Here is a 19454-nt window from a genome sequence, read left to right on the forward strand (position 1 = left end):
CAATTGTCAAATTTCGAACCGTCCCGCACGAATCCCGCAGCGGTGCTTATGCTCCAGGGCACAGCATCGGATGTGGGCAAAAGCGTGGTGACCACTGCACTGTGCCGTATATTCACGCAGGATGGCTATCGTCCCGCACCGTTCAAGTCACAAAATATGGCGCTAAATTCTTATGTCACCGAGGACGGCAAAGAAATTGGACGCGCTCAGGGTGTGCAGGCAGAAGCCTGCGGTATTGAAGCGACGACCGACATGAATCCGATTTTGATCAAACCGGTCAAGGATATGCATTCACAAATTGTTGTTCACGGTGTGCCTTATGCATATATGAGTGCTTCCGATTATCGAAAGAATTTTTTGCCGCAAGCCAAACAGACGGTCATGGACGCGCTGAATCGGCTGCGTGATACCTATGACATTGTGCTTATGGAAGGGGCAGGCAGTCCGGCAGAAATTAATTTAAAGGACCGCGATATTGTAAATATGAATCTTGCGGGCTGGGCGGACGCTCCCGTGCTGCTTATTTCGGATATCGACCGGGGCGGTGTTTTCGCTTCTCTGGTAGGAACGATTGAGCTGCTGGAGCCGCATGAGGTGCAGCGTATCCGTGGATTTGTCATTAACAAGTTCAGAGGGGATTTGTCCCTGCTTCAGCCGGGACTGGACTGGCTGGAGGAACGAACCGGTATTCCTGTACTCGGCGTGCTGCCCTATCTACCGGATATCCGCATTGAGGCAGAGGATTCTGTGGTGCTGGACAAGAAGCCCAAGCTGTCTGCAAAGGATAAAGCGCTGGACATCGCGGTCATTCGTTATCCGCGTATTTCCAATTTTACAGACACGGATGCTTTGGCCGTAGAGCCGGATGTGAGTGTACGTTATGTCACGGAGGCCGGAGAACTGGGTGTACCTGACGCTATTATTTTACCGGGGACGAAGGACACGATTGGCGATCTGCTTGAATTGCGGACAAGAGGTCTGGAGCAGGACATTCGGGAGGCTATGAATACGGGACACACGCAGTTGGTTGGCATTTGTGGAGGTTATCAGATGCTCGGCACAGCCTTGTTTGATCCCGAAGCGGTCGAATCTGGGTTGCCGCAGCAGGCAGAAGGGTTAGGTTGGCTGGCGCTATCCACGACCTTTTTAAAGGAAAAGCAAACGGTACGCGTACAGGGAACCTTGTCTAATCACTGCCCCTTGTTGCTAATTGCACCCGATTCGGATTCTGCTCCCACGTCGATAATTGAAGGCTATGAAATACATATGGGCGTCACGGAGTGTGTTACAGAACCACACGCGCCTAAAGATGGTACCGAGGGAATGAACCCAATGCACACCTTATTCCATATCCGTCGCGGCGAGGGAACAGCCTTTGAGGAAGGTTGGGGAACAGCGGATGGTAAAGTATGGGGTACCTATTTGCATGGTGTGTTTGATAATGATCGTTTTCGCCGTTCCTGGCTGGATGGATTGAGACAAGCCAAGGGCTTGGCAGGGCTGGATAGCACCTTTACCGTACGTGAAGCCAAGGAACGTGAGTTTGACCGTGTTGCAGAGGTGGTGCGGGCTCATTTGGACATGGACCGAATCTACCGCATTATGGGGATGGACTCTTAACCTTTATAGATGATCGTATAACATCACGCTTTAAAAAATAAAGAGGTATCTCCACAGCCGTGTTCGTGGCCGCGAGATACCTCTTTCCTTGTAGTTCAGCTTACTTGATTTTGAATTTTTGTACGGCTGTTTGCAGTTCGGTCGCTTGCTTGCTTAATTGGCGTACGACCTCGCTGTAGCCTTCCATTTCATTCAGTTGCTCATCGGAATTTAAACCGATTTCCTGAATCATAAGCTGGGCATTGGCAGCGATGAGAGCTGTCTCTTCCACGGAAGCCGATACTTCCTCCGAGCTGGCGGATACCTGCTCTGTTGCTGCGGATACCGTCTGGATCGTCGCGTTGATCGTCTGCATGAGCTGACTTAGCTGATTAAAGGCTGTACTCGCTTGCTGCACCATTTCCGTTCCCGAATGGATTTCACGGCTGACCCGGGTCACAGAGTCAACGGACTGCTGCGATACTTCCTGGATGGTTACCAGGTAATCGGAAATTTGCTGTGTCGCTTCTTTCGACTGCTCGGCCAGCTTGCGAACTTCTCCGGCTACAACGGCGAAGCCGCGTCCATGCTCACCCGCACGGGCAGCCTCAATGGAGGCATTCAGGGACAACATTTGAATCTGCTTCGTAATATCAAAAATAGCTGAAACAATGCTACCAATGGCCTCGGAGCGCTCATTCATACTATGGATGTATCGAAGCGACTCATCGGCAGCCTGTCCTACCTGCGACATTTGGGCAACAGCATTTTGAGCGAGTGTATTACCGTTCACTGTTTCTTCGGTTGCTTCACTGATCTGATCGGATACATCATTGGCAGAGGAGGCGATATGTTGAACACCTTGAGCGATTTCCTCCATAGCCTGTGCATTTTCAGCAGCAGCAGAAGCTATGCTGGTACTACCCTTTGCCACTTCCTCTGCGGCAACTGTAGAGTCCTGTACTTTTACACCCATGGCTTCAGTCCGGCGAAGCAGCTCGTCCGAGCCTTGTACAACCGCACCGGATGTGGAAAGCACATGACCGATCATTTCTTTCAGATTGTGGGACATGGATTGGAAGCTGCGGGCAAGCTGCGCAATTTCGTTGTTACCGATAACCTTCGGTTCTTGCGACAGGTCACCTTGAGCAATTTTTTCACTATGACGAACCAATTCGGCAATAGGCTCTACAACCTTGCGTACGACAATGGTAGAAATAATTCCACCCAGCAGAAGCGTTACAATTGTAATACCTATGCAGATCCATAAAATTTGTTGGGATTTGTCCTGCACAAATCCAACGTCCTCGTTCACACCCAGGACCAGGTTACTGCCCGCTATGGCAAAGAAGGCGGTTTTGTGTAATCCGTATGAATCGCTGTAAATGTCACTGACATTCATCTCGCCTTGTTTTGCTTTTTTGATATCCTCCACAGGAACAAGTACATCTTTAACCTTATATACCGATTTTTCATTTCGTGCGACAACTTCGGCATTACCATCTTTCACCACTGCGATATATGCCGATTCAAGTTTAAGCGTGTTGACCTTATCTTGAAGATAAGATTCCATCTGCATACCAGACCCGGAATCTGAACCATTTCCTTGCTGTGCCTGAACTGCCAAAGAAATATTAAGATCCTGATACACACTCTTGGCCCCGGTTTCCAGCATTTGATCCACCTGAGGAATGACACTGTTATTAATGATACTCATGGATACTGCATAAAAACTGACACTGAACAGAAGGGACGCGAAGAGCAGAATCAATATAATCATAATCCGCAATCTTGCGCCAATGGAACGATTAAAACGTTGCATGGAAAATCTCCTCTCACATGATAATGATAAGTTGGTATTAAAAAGAAAATATACAGATTTCCCTGCTTGAAGTAGGTCGCTTGTCCAATTTACATTAGACACGTCATGATCTACTTATTTTCCTTTTCTGCTTGAAGAAAAAACTGAAAATGTTCGGATTCTATGTATATTTCAGTTGTATTCAAGGGGCAAGAACAAGAAAGGGAAGCAATCCATGAATTACTAAAAAGTAGGTTAGACCTATTTTACATAATTAACAGGCGGTTGAATAGTCATATTTGCCCAAAAACAAACAAAAAAATGTAACTATGGTCGTGGGCTATTAGATGTAAGCTTGATGTAAAATCATCAGAGGATGAAAATGAATATCTCATTCCTTCTTTTAAGACTATTGTAAAAAAGAAGGAATGAAAGTAGTATAAGGAATGTCGCTTTCCATGTACTTCCTGTAAGCAGTTATATATTAAGTACGAATGTGGCCTTCAATATACATAAAAAAGGGGAAAAGGCTTTTATGAATCAGGATTTACTTTCCAAAGAAATGATTTCGCAGGCAGGAGGAGAAGACAAACAGGAGCCTGCTTCCGCTTCCGGCAATGGAAAAACTGGCACAGCAAGGAATCCGATAAGTCGCCTGTTTGATTTTATTTCGGGTGTGTTTACCTCAATCCTGCCGGCACTGATCGGGGCGGGAATCATTCAGGTGATTGCTTCTGTCTTGTTGTATCTGGATATTGATTCTAAATTTAAAATTTTTACAATTGTAATGTACATTGGCGGATTAGTATTTTATCTTTTACCCCTAATGGTAGCAGTAAGTGCAGCCAAAAAGCTTGGCAGCAACATATTCATTGCAGCAGTCATCGGGGGATGCTCGTTTCTTCCCAGCCTTACGGAAGTGCTGAAGTCCGCTAAAGAGATCAGCTCGACCAGTTTACCAGTGGCGGAGCCCCAGTATATTTCTTCCTTTATACTGATCCTTATTACCGTTTGGCTTGCAGCGAAAATTGAGCAAGGATTAGGCAAATTTAATCGCTATGCCATAAAGCTGATGGTTGTCCCAACGTTGACGCTCATGATTATCATGCCTTTATTGCTGTTTGTTTTCGGTCCGCTGTGGACTACCTTGGCTCATACATTGTCAGAAGAATTTTCTTCATTGTTCTTCTTCAATTCGGAAGTATTGGCGGGTCTGCTGTATGGAGGCACTATACCTTTGCTTCATTTTTCGGGCATGCAATATATGCTGGTGAACGATATGCTGGAATCCGTTGCTGCGACGGGCTATGATTACATTGCTCCTGTCATGGTGGCGGCGGTTATGGCTCAAGCGGGGGCGGCGTTCGGCGTATGTATTAAATCCAAAAATTCCAAAGTCAAGGCGCTGGCCGCAACCACAGGCTTGTTAGCCGTGCTAGGAATCATTGAACCGGCCATGTATGGTGTTAATGTACGTTTCAAAAAACCGTTTCTTGCTGCGTTGATCGGCGGGGCCATTGGTGGGGCATTTGTGTGCCTGTTTGAAACGGCGATCACTGCTCTGGTAAGCTTATTCGGACTAATGACTTTACCGCTGTTTAGTGACTCCACGCTTGTGTATGCCGTTTTGGGGATGGTCATTTCGTTTGTGACGGCTGGTGTAATTACGTATTTCATGGGCTTTGTGGAGGAAAAAGAGGAACATTCAAAAGGACCATCCACATCTGGCACCAGCACTGCTTCGGATTTGGCAGTGGAAAAGAGCGCCAACAACTAGGCTGCTTCGAATAAACCATCGAAGGACTTGTCATTTCCCCCAGTGGAGGGATCGTGTTTTCTAACTCCAAAAGCGGACACGCTGCAGCACTATCGTGCAGATTAAAGGCAGTAATTTGGTGCTCCCATCGCCTAGGGGCCTTATGAAAGTGTTTACAAAAAAAACTTGTCAGCTCAGTTCTTATATGATATTATGATGGCAGTTATTCAAAACTGCACATTCGTGGATTGTTACTGATTGTATCAGGCAAAACCATAAGCAGGCACTAAGTGTCAGTTTTGGTATTGCCTTTTTTTACTACTCCAAGCGGCCTAAGGTGATGGAATGAAGATAGCAAAGGTGCTGAATAACAATGTTGTAACGGTCATTGATGAGCAGCAGAAAGAATTAGTCATTATGGGAAGAGGCATTGCTTTTAAGAAAAGCGCAGGCGATGAGATTGATGAAGGGCATATCGAGAAAATCTTTAAGCTTGAAAGCACCGAGGTTTCCCGCAAACTGATGACCCTGATGTCTGATATCCCTATTGAATATGTTGAAATTTCTGATGAGATCATTCAATATGCCAAAACGATACTCGGTGTGGAATTACATGACAGCATCTACATTTCGCTGACGGATCATATCCATTTTGCCATAGAGCGTTATCGTTTGGGGATGGATATAAAGAACGCCCTTTTCTGGGAAATCAAACGAATGTACCGCAAGGAATTTTCGATTGGGACCAAAGCACTGCATATGATTCAGGACAAGCTGGGAGTTACGCTTCCGGATGATGAAGGAGCCTTCATTGCTCTGCATCTGGTGAATGCTCAGCTCAACAGTGAAATGCGCGAAACGATAGCCCTGACTAACATCGTCAAGGATATCATTAACATTGTAAGCCGCTTTTTTGTAATGGAGCTGGATGAAGAGTCGTTAAGCTACTACCGCTTTATTACACATCTCAAATTTTTTGCTCAACGGGTAATGAACGGGACCCCTGTACAAAATGCAGATAATTCCCTTCATGATATGGTTAAGGTGCAGTACAAGAATGCCTACGCCTGTGCTGAAAAAATAAGAGATTATACGACTAAAATCTATGGTCGGAGCTTATCCCAGGATGAGATGCTATATCTCACCATTCATATCGAGCGTATCATTAAAAATCAATGATTTCATGGATGATCAGGGATTTAGGATTGCTACTTCTAAACCAGAAGGCAAAACCTGAATGCTGAAAGAAGATTGGCTTTTTATAAAGCTGTCTGCTTTCTGTATTCAGGTTTTTTTATTGCCAATTTACGCATTTTATACCTTAAAAGAAAAGAGGAAACCCTCATGGATCGAAATCAATTATCCAAAGAGATACTTAAACTGGTTGGTGGTGAAGAAAACGTTGAGCAGGTAGTTCACTGCATGACCCGCTTGCGCTTCAATCTTTATGATAATAAGAAAGCTCAGAAAGATCAGTTGAAAAAAACGGATGGCGTCATGGGAGTGATGGAGAGTGGCGGCCAGTTTCAGGTTATTATCGGTGATGATGTAGCTAACGTGTACAAATCGTTGGTGAGCAACATGTCCAAGGTGCCGCAAAGTGAGACAGTCGCAAGCAATGCATCCAAGAAAAAACAAAACCCGATCAGCAGTCTGTTTGACTTTATAGCTGGTATGTTTACACCTATTTTGCCGGCGATCACCGGTGCAGGTATGATCAAAGGGATCATTGCTCTATTGGTGGCAATGAACTGGATGTCCGATAAGAGTCAAACCTATACGATTTTAGCGGCAATAGGAGACGGAGCATTCTATTTCCTGCCGATTATTCTGGCTGTGAGTGCTGCTAGAAAACTGGGAAGTAACATGTTTATCGCGGCTGCGATAGGTGCCTCTATTTTGCATCCGACGATTACGGCATTGCTGGCATCCAATGTGAAGGTTAGCTTTATCGGTCTTCCGGTGACGGCGGCAACCTATGCATCGACTGTTATTCCCATCGTTATTGCGATCTGGCTGGCGGCCCATGTTGAAAAATTCATTGATAAGTATACACATGCATCATTGAAGCTGATTGTCGTTCCGACACTGACTTTGTTGATTGTTGTGCCTGCAACGTTGATTGCAGTAGGTCCGCTGGGCGCCATTATTGGTAATGGCCTGTCGGGTGGTATTTCTTGGTTGTTTGAAAATACAGGTCCGCTTGCAGGTCTGGTACTCGGTGGTACCTTCTCCCTGATCATCATGACAGGTATGCACTATGCGTTGATTCCTATCATGATTGGTTCTATCGCCACGCTGGGCTATGACTACATGATTCCGATTATGGCAGCAGCTAACTTGGCTCAGGCTGGCGCTACAATGGGTGTATTCTTGAAATCCAAAAATGCCAAAATCAAAACGTTGGCTTTCTCCACAAGCTTGACAGCTATTATGGGTGTAACCGAGCCTGCAATGTATGGGGTAAACATGCGGTTTAAAAAACCGTTTATCGCAGCGTTGATCGGAGGTGCCGTTGGCGGAGGATTCATGGGCTTGTTTGGCACAAAAGCTTATGTTATGGGTGGACTGGCTGGCTTGCCTGGTTTGGCAATGTTTATCGGACCAACTTTCTTGTACGCAATTCTTGGTATCATTATCGCATTTGCGGCTGCTACAGTGGCAACCTATTTGATCGGTTTTGAAGATGTGAAGGAAGAAGAAGCTTCATCAACAGGTGCTGCTGGAGACATCTCTACTGAGGAAGTAGCACCATCTCCTGTGGCCTCACTGCCAAAAGGCGAGAAAATCCCGGTATACAGCCCGATTATGGGTGAGGTTAAGCCGCTCAGTGAAGTCAATGACCCTGCTTTTTCTCAGGAAATCATGGGTAGAGGATGGGCTATTGAGCCATCTGAAGGTCGCGTTGTTTCTCCAGTTGAAGGTACCGTATTCTCCATTGCCAAAAGTGGACATGCCGTAGGTTTGGTGAGTGATTCCGGGCTTGAAATGCTCATACACGTTGGGATGGATACGGTAAAGCTGAAAGGCCTTCATTTTACTCCTCATGTGAAAGCAGGGGATCGAGTGAAAGTAGGCGATCTCATGCTGGAGTTTGATCTGGCGGAAATTCGCAAGGCTGGTTACGAAACGATTACACCTGTTATTGTTACGAACGTAGCTCAGTTTAGTGAACTGGAGCCTGCTGGAAATGAGCATAAAGTGGTTAAGGAACAGGAGCTTTTTTATACAGTAATCGTCTAACGACAACAAAAGATTTTACGTATAATCTAACATCAATCGTTGGATTAACAAAAGGCAAGTCTTCGAAACAGGAAGACTTGCCTTTTTGCGTTTTCAATGTAATCCCCCAAAGCTATACTGGCTTCAACCCATTTATTAAAACAAAACCTACAAAGATAGTTGGTATTGTGATATAGTAATTAACGGATTGAAGGGTCACTTAATAAAATATCATCTGTCTGGAGGAAAAATATATGGATACCTTCTTTATTATTTTGAATGTGCTTGTGCTGCTTGCACTGCTCGGCGTGTTGGTCTGGATGCAGAAAAAACACATTTCCTTTACAAAAAGGGTATTTGCCGGGCTGGGCTTCGGGCTGATCTACGGGGTTATTCTTCAATACGCCTATGGGGCGGGCTCAGAGGTCATTACAAAATCGGTCGATTGGTTCAACCTCGCAGGCAATGGTTATGTCCGTTTGCTGCAAATGGTAGTTATTCCGCTCATCATGGTGTCGATCATTTCGGCTATTATGAATTTGAAGGGAAGACAGAATCTTGGCAAAATAAGCGTGTCTATTATTGCAGTACTGCTGATTACAACGGCTATTGCCGCTTCGGTCAGTATTGTGACCAGCTTGTCGTTCGATCTTAAAGCGATTGAGATTCAAAGTGGGGAAAAGGAACAAGCACAGGGTTTGAAGATGGAGGAGCGTCTTGGAACAGTTCAGGATATGACGATTCCACAGCAGGTGCTGGAATTTATTCCATCCAATCCTTTTGAGGATATGACGGGAGCACGTCGTACTTCGACGCTGGCAGTAGTGATTTTCTCGGCTTTTATCGGGGTAGCCGTGCTTGGACTGGATCGTAAAAAGCCAGAGCAGGCGCAAACCTTCCGTAAAGTAATCGACGCCGTGTACGCGGTGGTGATGCGGATTGTGACGCTGGTGCTGAGATTGACGCCTTACGGTATTTTGGCGCTGATTACTAAAGTTGTAGCCACGACGAATCCGGATGAAATCTTGAAGCTGATCAAGTTTGTACTCGCTTCTTATGTGGCTCTGTTGGTCATGTTCGTCATTCATCTTATTTTGCTGGCTCTGTTCGGCTATAACCCGGTAACGTATGTGAAAAAGGTATTGCCTACGCTGGTTTTTGCCTTTACATCCCGTTCCAGTGCGGCAACGATTCCGCTAAATGTTGAAACGCAAACGAAAAAGCTCGGTGTGTCAGACGGCATCGCGAATCTGTCTGCCTCCTTGGGAGCGACCATTGGACAAAACGGCTGTGCAGGTATTTATCCGGCCATGCTGGCGGTCATGATTGCGCCAACCGTGGGCATAAATCCGACGAGCTGGGATTTTATCCTCACGCTCATTCTGGTCGTTACGGTTAGTTCCTTCGGCGTGGCGGGTGTAGGCGGTGGTGCCACCTTCGCTTCTCTGATCGTGCTTTCGACCATGAACTTGCCCGTAGCCTTGGCGGGATTGCTTATTTCGGTTGAGCCACTGATCGATATGGGACGCACAGCGCTGAATGTCAATGATTCTATTACGGCAGGACTCATTTCAGGCAAGGTGCTTAAGGAGAATGATCAGGATGTGTTCAACGATCAGGGTATGGATCTAGATACGACGGTAAGCTCCTAATTGGAACGATAGGGACTCTCTTCGCAGTTTAGGGAGCAGGTTTACTGTTCACGAATCGTAATCTGTGATACATTAAAATAATGTTTTTCCGGCTTACTCCGGATGAACCGCGGTTCGCAACCATCCCGCGCTATCAAAACTAGGAGGATTTCATGTTTAATTTGCTATGGGGGGCAGCCTTTGTCCTCGTCAATTTTATGTTCTTTTTGTTATGTTATCGTTTGTTCGGTAAAAAAGGGTTATACGCCTGGATTGGTGTGGCTACCGTACTTGCCAACATTCAGGTAACCAAAACCATTGATTTGCTCGGTATTACGACGACATTGGGAAATACAATGTATGTCTCTATGTACATGGCCAGCGATTTGCTGAATGAAAAATACGGGCCTAAAGAGGCACGCAAAGCGGTGTGGTTCGGCTTTTTCACGCTGATTATGACGACGCTAACGATGCAGATGGCGCTGGTGTTTCAGCCTAATACAACCGATTTTGCCCAGGCGCCGATGCAGCAATTATTCGGACTATTACCCAGACTTGCGCTTGCCAGCCTGACGGCCTATGCGGTTAGCCAATTGCTGGACGTTCGTCTATACTCGTGGATTCGCAAGTTTTTCCCGCAACGTCACCAGCTCTGGATTCGCGGCAATGGCAGTACGATGATTAGCTCGTTTATTGATACGCTCATTTTTTGCAGCATCGCCTTTTACGGCTATGAATGGGGAATATGGCTGGAGCTACTGTTCACCACCTATATCTTAAAATTTGTACTAACCGCGGCGGGTACACCGATATTGTACATCGCACGCAACTTCCGCTTTGCAGAAGAGGAGGGGCAGACGCTCAAGCCGTAATTTGGCTTGGGGTTGCTCCTCCTTTTTTTTGTATAACCAATGAAATCGTTCTTATTCTTATATATAAATCGTTCAATGAAGCTTACAGTTACTTATATTGAAGTATATAGATCGTCAGATGAATTGTAATATTGGAGACTACGTAAGGAGAAAATCAAACCTTGTACTATGAAGGAGGCTACAGGAATGATGCAGTTTACCCCATGTATCCGGTGTGAATTTCGTTATGTGACACAAAGGGCTAGAGAAAACTTTATGGCAGAGAAAATGGCAGGAGAACCCTTGCTATGCCTGCATTGTATCGGCGAACTTACGGGTAAAGTAATGGATCAGTTCGGTAAACTTGTTTATCCTCATGAGGTTGAACAGTCTAATTGGCAGCAGCATATTCCGAGGTCGTCTATTGAGGGGTGTAGACCCTGTATGAAGAAACGAGGACGATGAAGAGATCAAGTACATCGCTACAGTTAAAACATCCAATACTTCACTTATATTGATATCGTCAGGAAGGTGGTTTGCTCAAAGGTCAAGTTGTCACGGGTTCAGATCATGACGCGGGCCTTGAGAACACATATAAATACTCCATTCCAATCGGGATACCATTAGAATGGAATAATAAACTGGAGGTTTTTGAAGATGGGAATGACGAAAAACAAAAAAATGTTGATTAAAGGTGCGGGCAAGTTTATGGCTAAAATTCCGAATAGTGATGAACTCATCACGATTGGAACACTGAACAACATGCTTTTGGACATCCAACTGGATATGCACGATATCGAGGGTGGAGATTCCAGTGTGCCCTTGGATGCATTGCTTCGTAAAAAAACGATTGATATTACAGCTCAAGATGCCAAATTTGACTTAAATCTGGTCCGTCTCGTCCTCGGTTCCAAGCTTCGTGAAGGTGTTAGCGGAGCGTCTTACCGACTGACAACGGAAACCGTGACGGTTCCAGGGGAATCCCCATACCAGGTGCTGCTCACAGAAGCCGCAGCGACAAGTCCTGCAATGAAGGCTTACGAGGATGTAATTACAGGCACAGATGTAACCACAGAAGTTACCGTGACAGGTAATAAGGCAGTGTTCGATGCAGCGTTGGCCGGGAAAAAAGTAGTGATTGTCTATCCTGTCGCTTTGAGTGGAATCCAGCAGGATGATGATGGATTTGTATGGGAGCTGGAAGAGAAGCACGTTATTCAGGAAGTAAACGGGAAGTGTGAGGCAGAGCTTGTCTTTGGTACCTCGCTGCATACCACGCCTGAAATTTCAGTGCGTACGCTAAATGGAAACAAGCTTCTCAAACGTTCGCTCACCGGAACCCCTACCGAGGAGCAATACCTTGTTGAAGGGGGAAAGCTGATTTTCAATGCAGCGTTGAAGGATGTAGCCATTTATGTAAACTATAAACGCAATGAAGTGGTGGATGTTCTGGATATTTCGAGCAGGGATTTACCGTTGACGGTTCACCTGGTTCATGATGGCCGTTTTGAGCAAAAGGACGGTTCTGTGCAAGGATACCAAACGGAATTGTATCAATGTCGTGTGAAATCCAATTTCACGATTGATGCTCAGCGCCAGCAGGCGTCTACGCATAGTGTAACCTTGACGGTCATTGACCCGGAACGCTTTGATAACAAGCTCGGCACGATCAAGCGTTATGAGATCGCAACAACATCTGCTAACAACTGATACGTAAGGATGTGTTTTCGAAATGAATGAAAGAGAGTTCACCGTTCCATCTAAAAATGAGCCTTCCAAGTCAGATGCGGTGGTAGAAAGTACAAAGAAGGTTTTGACAGAAGAGGAAGCACAGATCAAAGAAAAAGCTTTCTTTGAAGAAGATGAAAAGGTGCGTCTCCGTGACGGTAAAACGTATTATTTGCCTCCGCTTGGGTTAAAGGATGCGCGTAAGCTGATTAAAAAGCTGAACGCTATTGATTCCGGCATTATTATTGCAAATCTGATTCCAGATGACCCGGAAGGTGCGGATCGTTATCATGAGCTGATAGATGTGCTGATGATGGGCTTCAAGCCTTATTATAGCTGGATGACTCCTGAGCATCTGGAGGAGTATGTTGACCTCGAAACGGCCAAGCAAATTATTGATGCCATGATCGGACTGAATGGAATAAAAAAGTCCATGTAGCCACTGAGGATGAGGAGCTGGAGTATGACCGGCAAGCTCCCGTTGACTGGGCGAATCTTTTTTTTAAGCTGGCCCATTATTGTCACCTGGATAAGCATCAGGTTTGGGACCTTACGCTCCCTCAGTTGGGCTACTATCTGGAGCAGTGTCATGACCATATCGAATTTACAATTAAAGTATCCTCCATGTCTGCCGGTGGGCTATGGAGCGGGACTGATCAAATGGATCGTTCGGATACCCGCCATACAGCCCGTGAAGAAGTCAGGGAAGACGGCTCATATATGGGCAGCTATAAGATAGCGGACGAAGAAGATATGGCATTTCTGGCTAATATGCTTGGATGAAAGGCACTCCTGCTCTGCTCCGTATGGAGGGGCGGGAGTTTCATTTTATAAAAGGCGGTGAATGTATGGGCAATATAGAGGTTGATGTGCTTGTGGAGCTACAGGCATTTATTCAGACACTAAGGCATTCTTCTCGTGCTGATATTCGGGAGCTGGCTTCACGCTTAGGGCGTTTGAGTGAACACAAGCACACATTAAGCACCTTATTAGATTGTAGGACAAGGTCCGAAGTAAACCAGCAAAAACCAGATCAGCTACCCGCAGATGAGAGTCAAAGTCTGCAACATGATATGAATGGTAAAACGAAGCCGCTGACCTTCCCCATGAATGAATACGTGGGCAAGGTGCAGAGGGATCCAAGCAGGAAGACGCTAAACGCTGAAATAGCAGATATACGAACAGGCTCTATGGAGTATATCTGTATGCGCAAGCACCAAACTCAGGACTTGCAAAGTGTACTCCGTCATCAGCGTGCATTTCATATGAAGTCGGAAGCTTCATGGGAATTCCGAGAGCAGCACAGCGAATGGAGAGGGCAGTCCCTGCAAGCCCAATTGGGGATTTGGAGTGGGGTGGAGCCATTAGCTGGAACGTTTCATATGCCAGGGGGCGTCACAGAGCTGACCAGCAAAGAATATCTGACACGTGCAAACATGCACCCATCGTACACGATCAACTCCGGTGACGTCATCGTCCATATGACATTGCCTAATGTCACGAATGACGTAAGTCCGACCCAACTGGAAGCGATCGGTAACGGACTGGGAAGAGGTCTTAAAAACGGTAGAGCCGGAAGCTTACGGGATCAGCTTCTTATGAATCCGACCACTGCTTATCGTAGCAGTACGTCATATTAATCCATACTCTGTCGAACCGGAGTAAACATCATTTTTAATGACAGGAGGTATACATTTGACTCAGCAAAGCCCCAATAAATCAGAAGATGTGATCTACAAAAAGCGATTATTTTATGATAACGGAATTCGCTTTGTCGAGGTTAAGGCCAAGTTTATCAGCGAATATAAGCCACCGGCTCCGACTCTGAAATCCCATGTTAATGAAACGTTTTCCTACTCAGTAGGCTTGGTCAATCGTGGAACTTCACATTATACAGCTGCCCTAACACTTTTATTTTACAGTAAAAAGGAATACGCAGACTGGCTATCTTTTATAGGCTCAGAACACAAATATTATGATGAAAAAGGCACGATCTATCTGGGGGTTGTGACAGGTAAACCAGATATTCAAACGGCGGAGATGGAGACTAAATATATCATCCAAGTCCAAATGTCACTTATTCGCAAGCAAGGTGATGAATACCGCTGCAAAAGCCAATTCATGGACCTCAATGGCCATTGGGCATCCAGCTATATCGAGGAAATGGAGCAGCGTGGTATGGTTACCATCCCTGCGGATGAAGGCGAAGTCAGCCCTTATTTCAGACCGGACGAGGGCTGTACCCGGGCAGAGGGAATCACCTTTTTGATGAGGTCCTATAGGTATGTGGACCGGATTCTAAGGGGGTATTGAGATGAAACGTTGGATTGATGTAGATCCACTGGATTGGTTTTATAGAGATATGTTAGATATGGCACGTTTAGGTCTGGATGCCCGCAACGAGCACAGCTTTATCGAGGGGATGCCCTACGACACTTTTGACCAAGAACATGAACGCATTGTCAAGCGCTTTGTAACGTTCGATGGTCAGCAGGAATTTGCCATTCCCGGCTATCAGATGCATATTGAAAATCCAGTTTTTGTTTTCGTCGCTGGAGTTCAGGTACAGCCTGAAAGAGTGGAAAACGAAAAAATAACGATGCCCCATCCTTTATCCGGCGGACTTGAGGTGGTATGTATCGCTTATGGCAGACCCGCTTATCAGGGGGATGGCTGTGTTCAAAAACCTTATATGGATACGGACGAAAGTCTGATTATCCTGCCTTCTGCGATCTTGTCCATGGCGGCTGATTATCAGAGCCAAACGAAATATCAGCCGGAGACGGTCACGGTTCTGGGAACCAAGCTCAAGCGGTTACCTGTGAAAATCCAATCGGAAGAAGATCCAAAGGAAGTGATTAAGAAAGCATTCGGCTTCAGGCAGGATGCATTTGTGATTCATCAAGGAATTGTGTATCTCCCCTTCAACTATAACGGATTTCCCGCGACTGTCGGATATAACTATCGTGAAGCCGGGAGTGTGCAATTTAAACAGGAGACGGTCGTTGTCAGCACTGTACATGCTCGTTATCATGACCGTTTCTTTCCGAATGTTCGTATGAAAAGAGCACAGTTTCTTGTTCTTCTTCAACAGATGCGGGTGGATATCTATAACAGATATACCGACCGTGGATTGGAGAGCAATACGTATCCGCCGAGAACCTTGCAGGACCGAAGCTCTTTCTCAGGCCAATGGTATGAGCAGGATGTTATGGACTTGATAAGTGAGCAGTTTCTAGACGGAAGCTATGTATTTCCACTCTATGAAAACAATATGCTGGAGCCAGAAAAATGTATTACACGTGCGGAAGCTGTCGTATTTTTAAACCGATTCATAGAATGGGCCCTAGAAAAATTCAGATAGGTGATGAAAAATGACTTTTGAATCCATGAATAAGCACGGACAGGCTCGGGGTCATCAGCCACGCGTAATTGTAGAGCTGGACAAAATGTCCTATGTCCGCAGCTTGCGGCCAAACCAAGACGTTGTTCAATATGTAAAAGATACGGTCGTTAAAGACTTTTTGTCCATTGATGGTGTGACCCAGCTATCAAGTGAAAAGGAAGCCACAAAGGTTAGCGAAATAGCCCGTCTCGCCAATTTGCCTATGTCCATGCCTATACTTTCTAGTTCGAAAATGCGTGGGCATGTTACCGATTCGAATCATATACAGGGCATGCTGGTTACCAGCCGTCACCGTTCAGTGAATTCCAAGCGCCCTCTTCACAAGGGAGTGGACCTGGATTGTGACAAGGAGGATACCATTCATGCCGTATGGGATGGAAGAATTACTGCGGCTGGTGCTGTAAAGGGCTACGGTCACGCTGTATATATTCATCACGGCAACGGCTGGACGACCCGGTATGCTCATTTGAAACCCAATGCGATGATGGTCAAGGTTGGAGATCATGTGAAGGCTGGAGATCCGATTGCTATAGGATGGAACTCGGGTCACAAGAGTAGTAGTGGAGGTGGGGATGGAGCACATCTTCATTTTGAGGTTCGCAAGGATGGCGAGGATTTGAACCCCGAAGCTTTCCTGCGCGGGGAAAAATCCATACAATTGCCCATTCGATTGCTGGATGCGGCTGTTCAGAATAAAAGCACAGTCACTCCATCGTTGGCAGCTAGCACTGTCGAATCCTACACGGAATATAGTATGGAAGCGTGGGCTTATTATGTAAATGCTGCAAACTCTGAAGGCATTACAAGAGGAGGAACAGATGTACGGCAGTGGAAGGATTACAAAATTATTGCTGTCGATCCCTCTGTCATTCCGTTGGGAAGTAAGGTTGAGCTGTTGGTAGACGGGAAAAATTGGGGCGAATATGTGGCTGATGATACGGCTGGCTCCACGAAGGGCAAACGTATTGAAATTTTAATGGAAAATGCGGAGCAATGCCTCCAGTTTGGGCGAAAACCTGTCATTGTGAAAATCAAGCAATGGGGGGACGGAAGAACTCGCAGCGCAAACTCAGAAGTCGATCAATCCATTGTATCCTACCAGATCAACCGTGCCACGGAGAAGGTGTCGTACAACAAGGATTTTACGGCTCAAAAAACGAGTCTGGACCCTTTGAAATTTGTGGATATCGTGGGTGCCACACAATTTTTCACCAATGAAACGCCTAATCAGGTTCGTAATGTTTTAGGTTTTCAACGAACAGACGGGGCGGGTCAGGTGAAGAAATTCACGTTTGTGCATGACTGGTTCAAGGCGGGTTGTTTAAGCTGGGCCTATGTGTCGGATATGGATATCCAGGACAGAGTAGAGGTGAAGGTGGACGACCATGTAGTTGCGACCATTGAAGGGGTAAATGCCAAAAACGGACTGGCTTATCCTCCCTCTATTCCGGTGCCTGGTGGACACCACAAGATCGAATTTTCAATGTCGAATCCTTCCAAGGCGTCAAGAGGCAATTTCGGGATCACTTTCCTGAAAGCCAGAGAATTTGATGTGGAATCCGTCTCAGCCAAAACAGTCTGGACGTTCGAAGACCCGATGAGCACAATAAATGATTGGACTCCCGATCAGCAGGTAGTGGTGACGGATCTGGGGGATCAGCAGAAGATATCCACAGCACGGGAAGAGGCTGGTATTGAACGGACAGGGAAGATAAACAAATTTCCATTTACGATGCAGTTCCGAATTAAGGCCGATCAGGGAACACAAGGGAAAATAATAATGTCCAGTGGCTCCAAAGCCTTTGTGGTCAAGGTTACAGATCAGGGGATTTCTACGAATGTTGGCTCCTATAGCCATAACCATATGAGCGAGTACACCGATTATGTAGTAACCTGCCATAACGAAACAGATCTGGATGTATATATTAAAAGCATACTTCCGGGTGGTGTCGAACAATGGGAAAATACCCGGGTACGCGGCGTATCCGAGGATGATACGGCGAACAGACTGCGGTTTTCCGTATCCAGCGGTGGTCTGTATATTGCAGAGGTAAAATATTCCTTTCATGATTACTCTATTGAGCAGTTTGCCACCCATATCGCAGATACGTATAAGGAGAAATGGTATGACGTCGGCGGGTTTCAGTATGAGGATACCGCTTCACTGGAACGGGATGTGATGAACTGGGAGGTTCATTCTCACATGGATATGTCCTCGACGTCAGCCACCGTAACTTTAAATAATGCCAAAGGGATCTACTCCCTATCCCTGGAACGTTACGCTGCATTTCCTGATGGGAGGAAGCAGCCACCTAACGAATTTACCTATTGGGAGGAGGGTGAGCGAAGACATCTGATTAGTGAAGGGACTCCCATCCGTATTTATGCAGGCTACGGTGATGAGCTGGTACGTGTATTTACAGGCATGATCAAGGGTGAAATTGAGGAGGATGCCGAGAGAAGAACGCTTACGTTCCACTGTGTAGACCGTTATGACATGCTGGAGGAATTTATATTTTATAAGGATATGATCTACCCTCCAGAGGAAGCGTATGCTGGGGACGGCGGCGCCTTTGCCTGGATGAAATCCAGTATTGTAAAGGATATTGTGGTCGCAGCCGGGCTTAATTCATGGCGTGTGCACGGGGAAGAATGCCAATATCCCGATTTGGATATAGACGAAACGGTATATGTTGATGTGAAGAAGGGCAAGCACTCCTACATGAGATTTGATCCCAAGTCAGGAGAGCTTCAGACGATTCCCCAAGATCAAGAATGTGTGAAAACAGCCGAAGGCTGGGAAAATCCTTTCGTAGCAACGGTATCCTTCAAGACGGGAACAAGGGCATCAGATGCTATACAATCGCTCATACAGGATTTGCCCTATGATGTCAGATGTGATCGTTACGGAACGTTTACACTGAAACGAATGAATTTTCTGGATACTCCGGATTGGGATCAGATAGCACGTTCCAAGTGGGAATTTACAGATGATCATTTGCTTGAAATGACGTCTTCTACCGACTACTCGCGTGTTCGCAACCATCTGATGATTTCTGGTTCTGAGGGGTTAACGGAGCATTTTCTGGATAAAAGCCTGATTGTCGCCACCAAAGGGAATATGAGAACTACCGGATTACAGCTACCATGGATTGAAGAGCAGGATGGGGCATCCATGCGTGATCTCAAGCAGCAGATAGCGAATAAAGTATTTTTTGATATGAAAAGACAAGCCCGCACCAAAAACATTGTCATTCGCGGTAACCCGCTCGTAGAGCTTTTGGATGGGTGTTATGTGTATGACAACCATACCTGTAATGCGGGATATTATCTGATTAAGGGCAACAGGCTGGTCGGTAATGAATGCGGCATGATTAACTATCTGGAGCTAACCTGGTCCGCTCTTCCTGCAACATCCTGATTTTTACAGTATGATCCATAACATAATAAAAGGAAATGG

General features: G+C 45.9%; 14 protein-coding genes. 13 read left to right on the plus strand and 1 reads right to left on the minus strand.

Going from position 1 to position 19454, the window contains the following annotated elements; genetic code table 11:
• Positions 1 to 3 precede the first annotated feature (3 nt).
• On the plus strand, positions 4 to 1620 hold the full coding sequence (locus ABH897_RS12170) for a cobyric acid synthase (protein ID WP_283655117.1): 1617 nt from the start codon (positions 4 to 6) through the stop codon (positions 1618 to 1620).
• 100 nt (positions 1621 to 1720) lie between these two features.
• Here the strand turns inward: ABH897_RS12170 and ABH897_RS12175 are convergent, their stop codons facing one another.
• Positions 1721 to 3421: a methyl-accepting chemotaxis protein gene (locus ABH897_RS12175; protein ID WP_283655118.1), complete on the minus strand. Its 1701-nt coding sequence runs from the start codon at positions 3419 to 3421 to the stop codon at positions 1721 to 1723.
• Between the two features lie 514 nt (positions 3422 to 3935).
• On the opposite strand from ABH897_RS12175, the gene ABH897_RS12180 reads away from it, so the two are divergent.
• The 12 genes from ABH897_RS12180 (at position 3936) to ABH897_RS12235 (ending at position 19415) form a co-directional block, all read left to right on the plus strand.
• On the plus strand, positions 3936 to 5177 hold the full coding sequence (locus tag ABH897_RS12180; RefSeq protein WP_283655119.1) for a PTS transporter subunit EIIC: 1242 nt from the start codon (positions 3936 to 3938) through the stop codon (positions 5175 to 5177).
• 324 nt (positions 5178 to 5501) lie between these two features.
• Positions 5502 to 6335, plus strand: coding sequence for a BglG family transcription antiterminator LicT (licT, locus tag ABH897_RS12185; protein ID WP_404592045.1), 834 nt, complete (start codon positions 5502 to 5504; stop codon positions 6333 to 6335).
• Between the two features lie 165 nt (positions 6336 to 6500).
• Complete coding sequence (locus ABH897_RS12190; RefSeq protein WP_283655121.1) at positions 6501 to 8399, plus strand: beta-glucoside-specific PTS transporter subunit IIABC; 1899 nt, start codon at positions 6501 to 6503, stop codon at positions 8397 to 8399.
• Between the two features lie 233 nt (positions 8400 to 8632).
• Positions 8633 to 10030, plus strand: coding sequence for an L-cystine transporter (locus ABH897_RS12195; RefSeq protein WP_283655122.1), 1398 nt, complete (start codon positions 8633 to 8635; stop codon positions 10028 to 10030).
• Positions 10031 to 10182: 152 nt separating this feature from the next.
• Complete coding sequence (locus ABH897_RS12200) at positions 10183 to 10881, plus strand: queuosine precursor transporter (RefSeq protein WP_283655123.1); 699 nt, start codon at positions 10183 to 10185, stop codon at positions 10879 to 10881.
• Positions 10882 to 11517: 636 nt separating this feature from the next.
• Positions 11518 to 12570, plus strand: a complete 1053-nt coding sequence (locus ABH897_RS12205) for a hypothetical protein (RefSeq protein WP_404519913.1) — start codon at positions 11518 to 11520, stop codon at positions 12568 to 12570.
• A 22-nt stretch (positions 12571 to 12592) separates the two neighbouring features.
• On the plus strand, positions 12593 to 13027 hold the full coding sequence (locus tag ABH897_RS12210) for a DNA polymerase III subunit gamma/tau (RefSeq protein WP_283655126.1): 435 nt from the start codon (positions 12593 to 12595) through the stop codon (positions 13025 to 13027).
• A gap of 125 nt (positions 13028 to 13152) precedes the next feature.
• Complete coding sequence (locus ABH897_RS12215) at positions 13153 to 13371, plus strand: hypothetical protein (protein WP_283655127.1); 219 nt, start codon at positions 13153 to 13155, stop codon at positions 13369 to 13371.
• 65 nt (positions 13372 to 13436) lie between these two features.
• Positions 13437 to 14228, plus strand: a complete 792-nt coding sequence (locus tag ABH897_RS12220; RefSeq protein ID WP_283655128.1) for a hypothetical protein — start codon at positions 13437 to 13439, stop codon at positions 14226 to 14228.
• Positions 14229 to 14283: 55 nt separating this feature from the next.
• A complete protein-coding gene (locus tag ABH897_RS12225; protein WP_283655129.1) occupies positions 14284 to 14901 on the plus strand; it encodes an S-layer homology domain-containing protein in 618 nt (205 codons plus the stop codon).
• A gap of 1 nt (position 14902) precedes the next feature.
• Positions 14903 to 15952, plus strand: coding sequence for a hypothetical protein (locus ABH897_RS12230; RefSeq protein WP_283655130.1), 1050 nt, complete (start codon positions 14903 to 14905; stop codon positions 15950 to 15952).
• Positions 15953 to 15977: 25 nt separating this feature from the next.
• Entirely contained in the window at positions 15978 to 19415 is a 3438-nt protein-coding gene (locus tag ABH897_RS12235; RefSeq protein WP_404592046.1) for a peptidoglycan DD-metalloendopeptidase family protein, read from the plus strand.
• Positions 19416 to 19454 lie beyond the last annotated feature (39 nt).

Source organism: Paenibacillus sp. RC73, assembly GCF_044908085.1.
GTDB lineage: Bacteria > Bacillota > Bacilli > Paenibacillales > Paenibacillaceae > Paenibacillus > Paenibacillus terrae_A.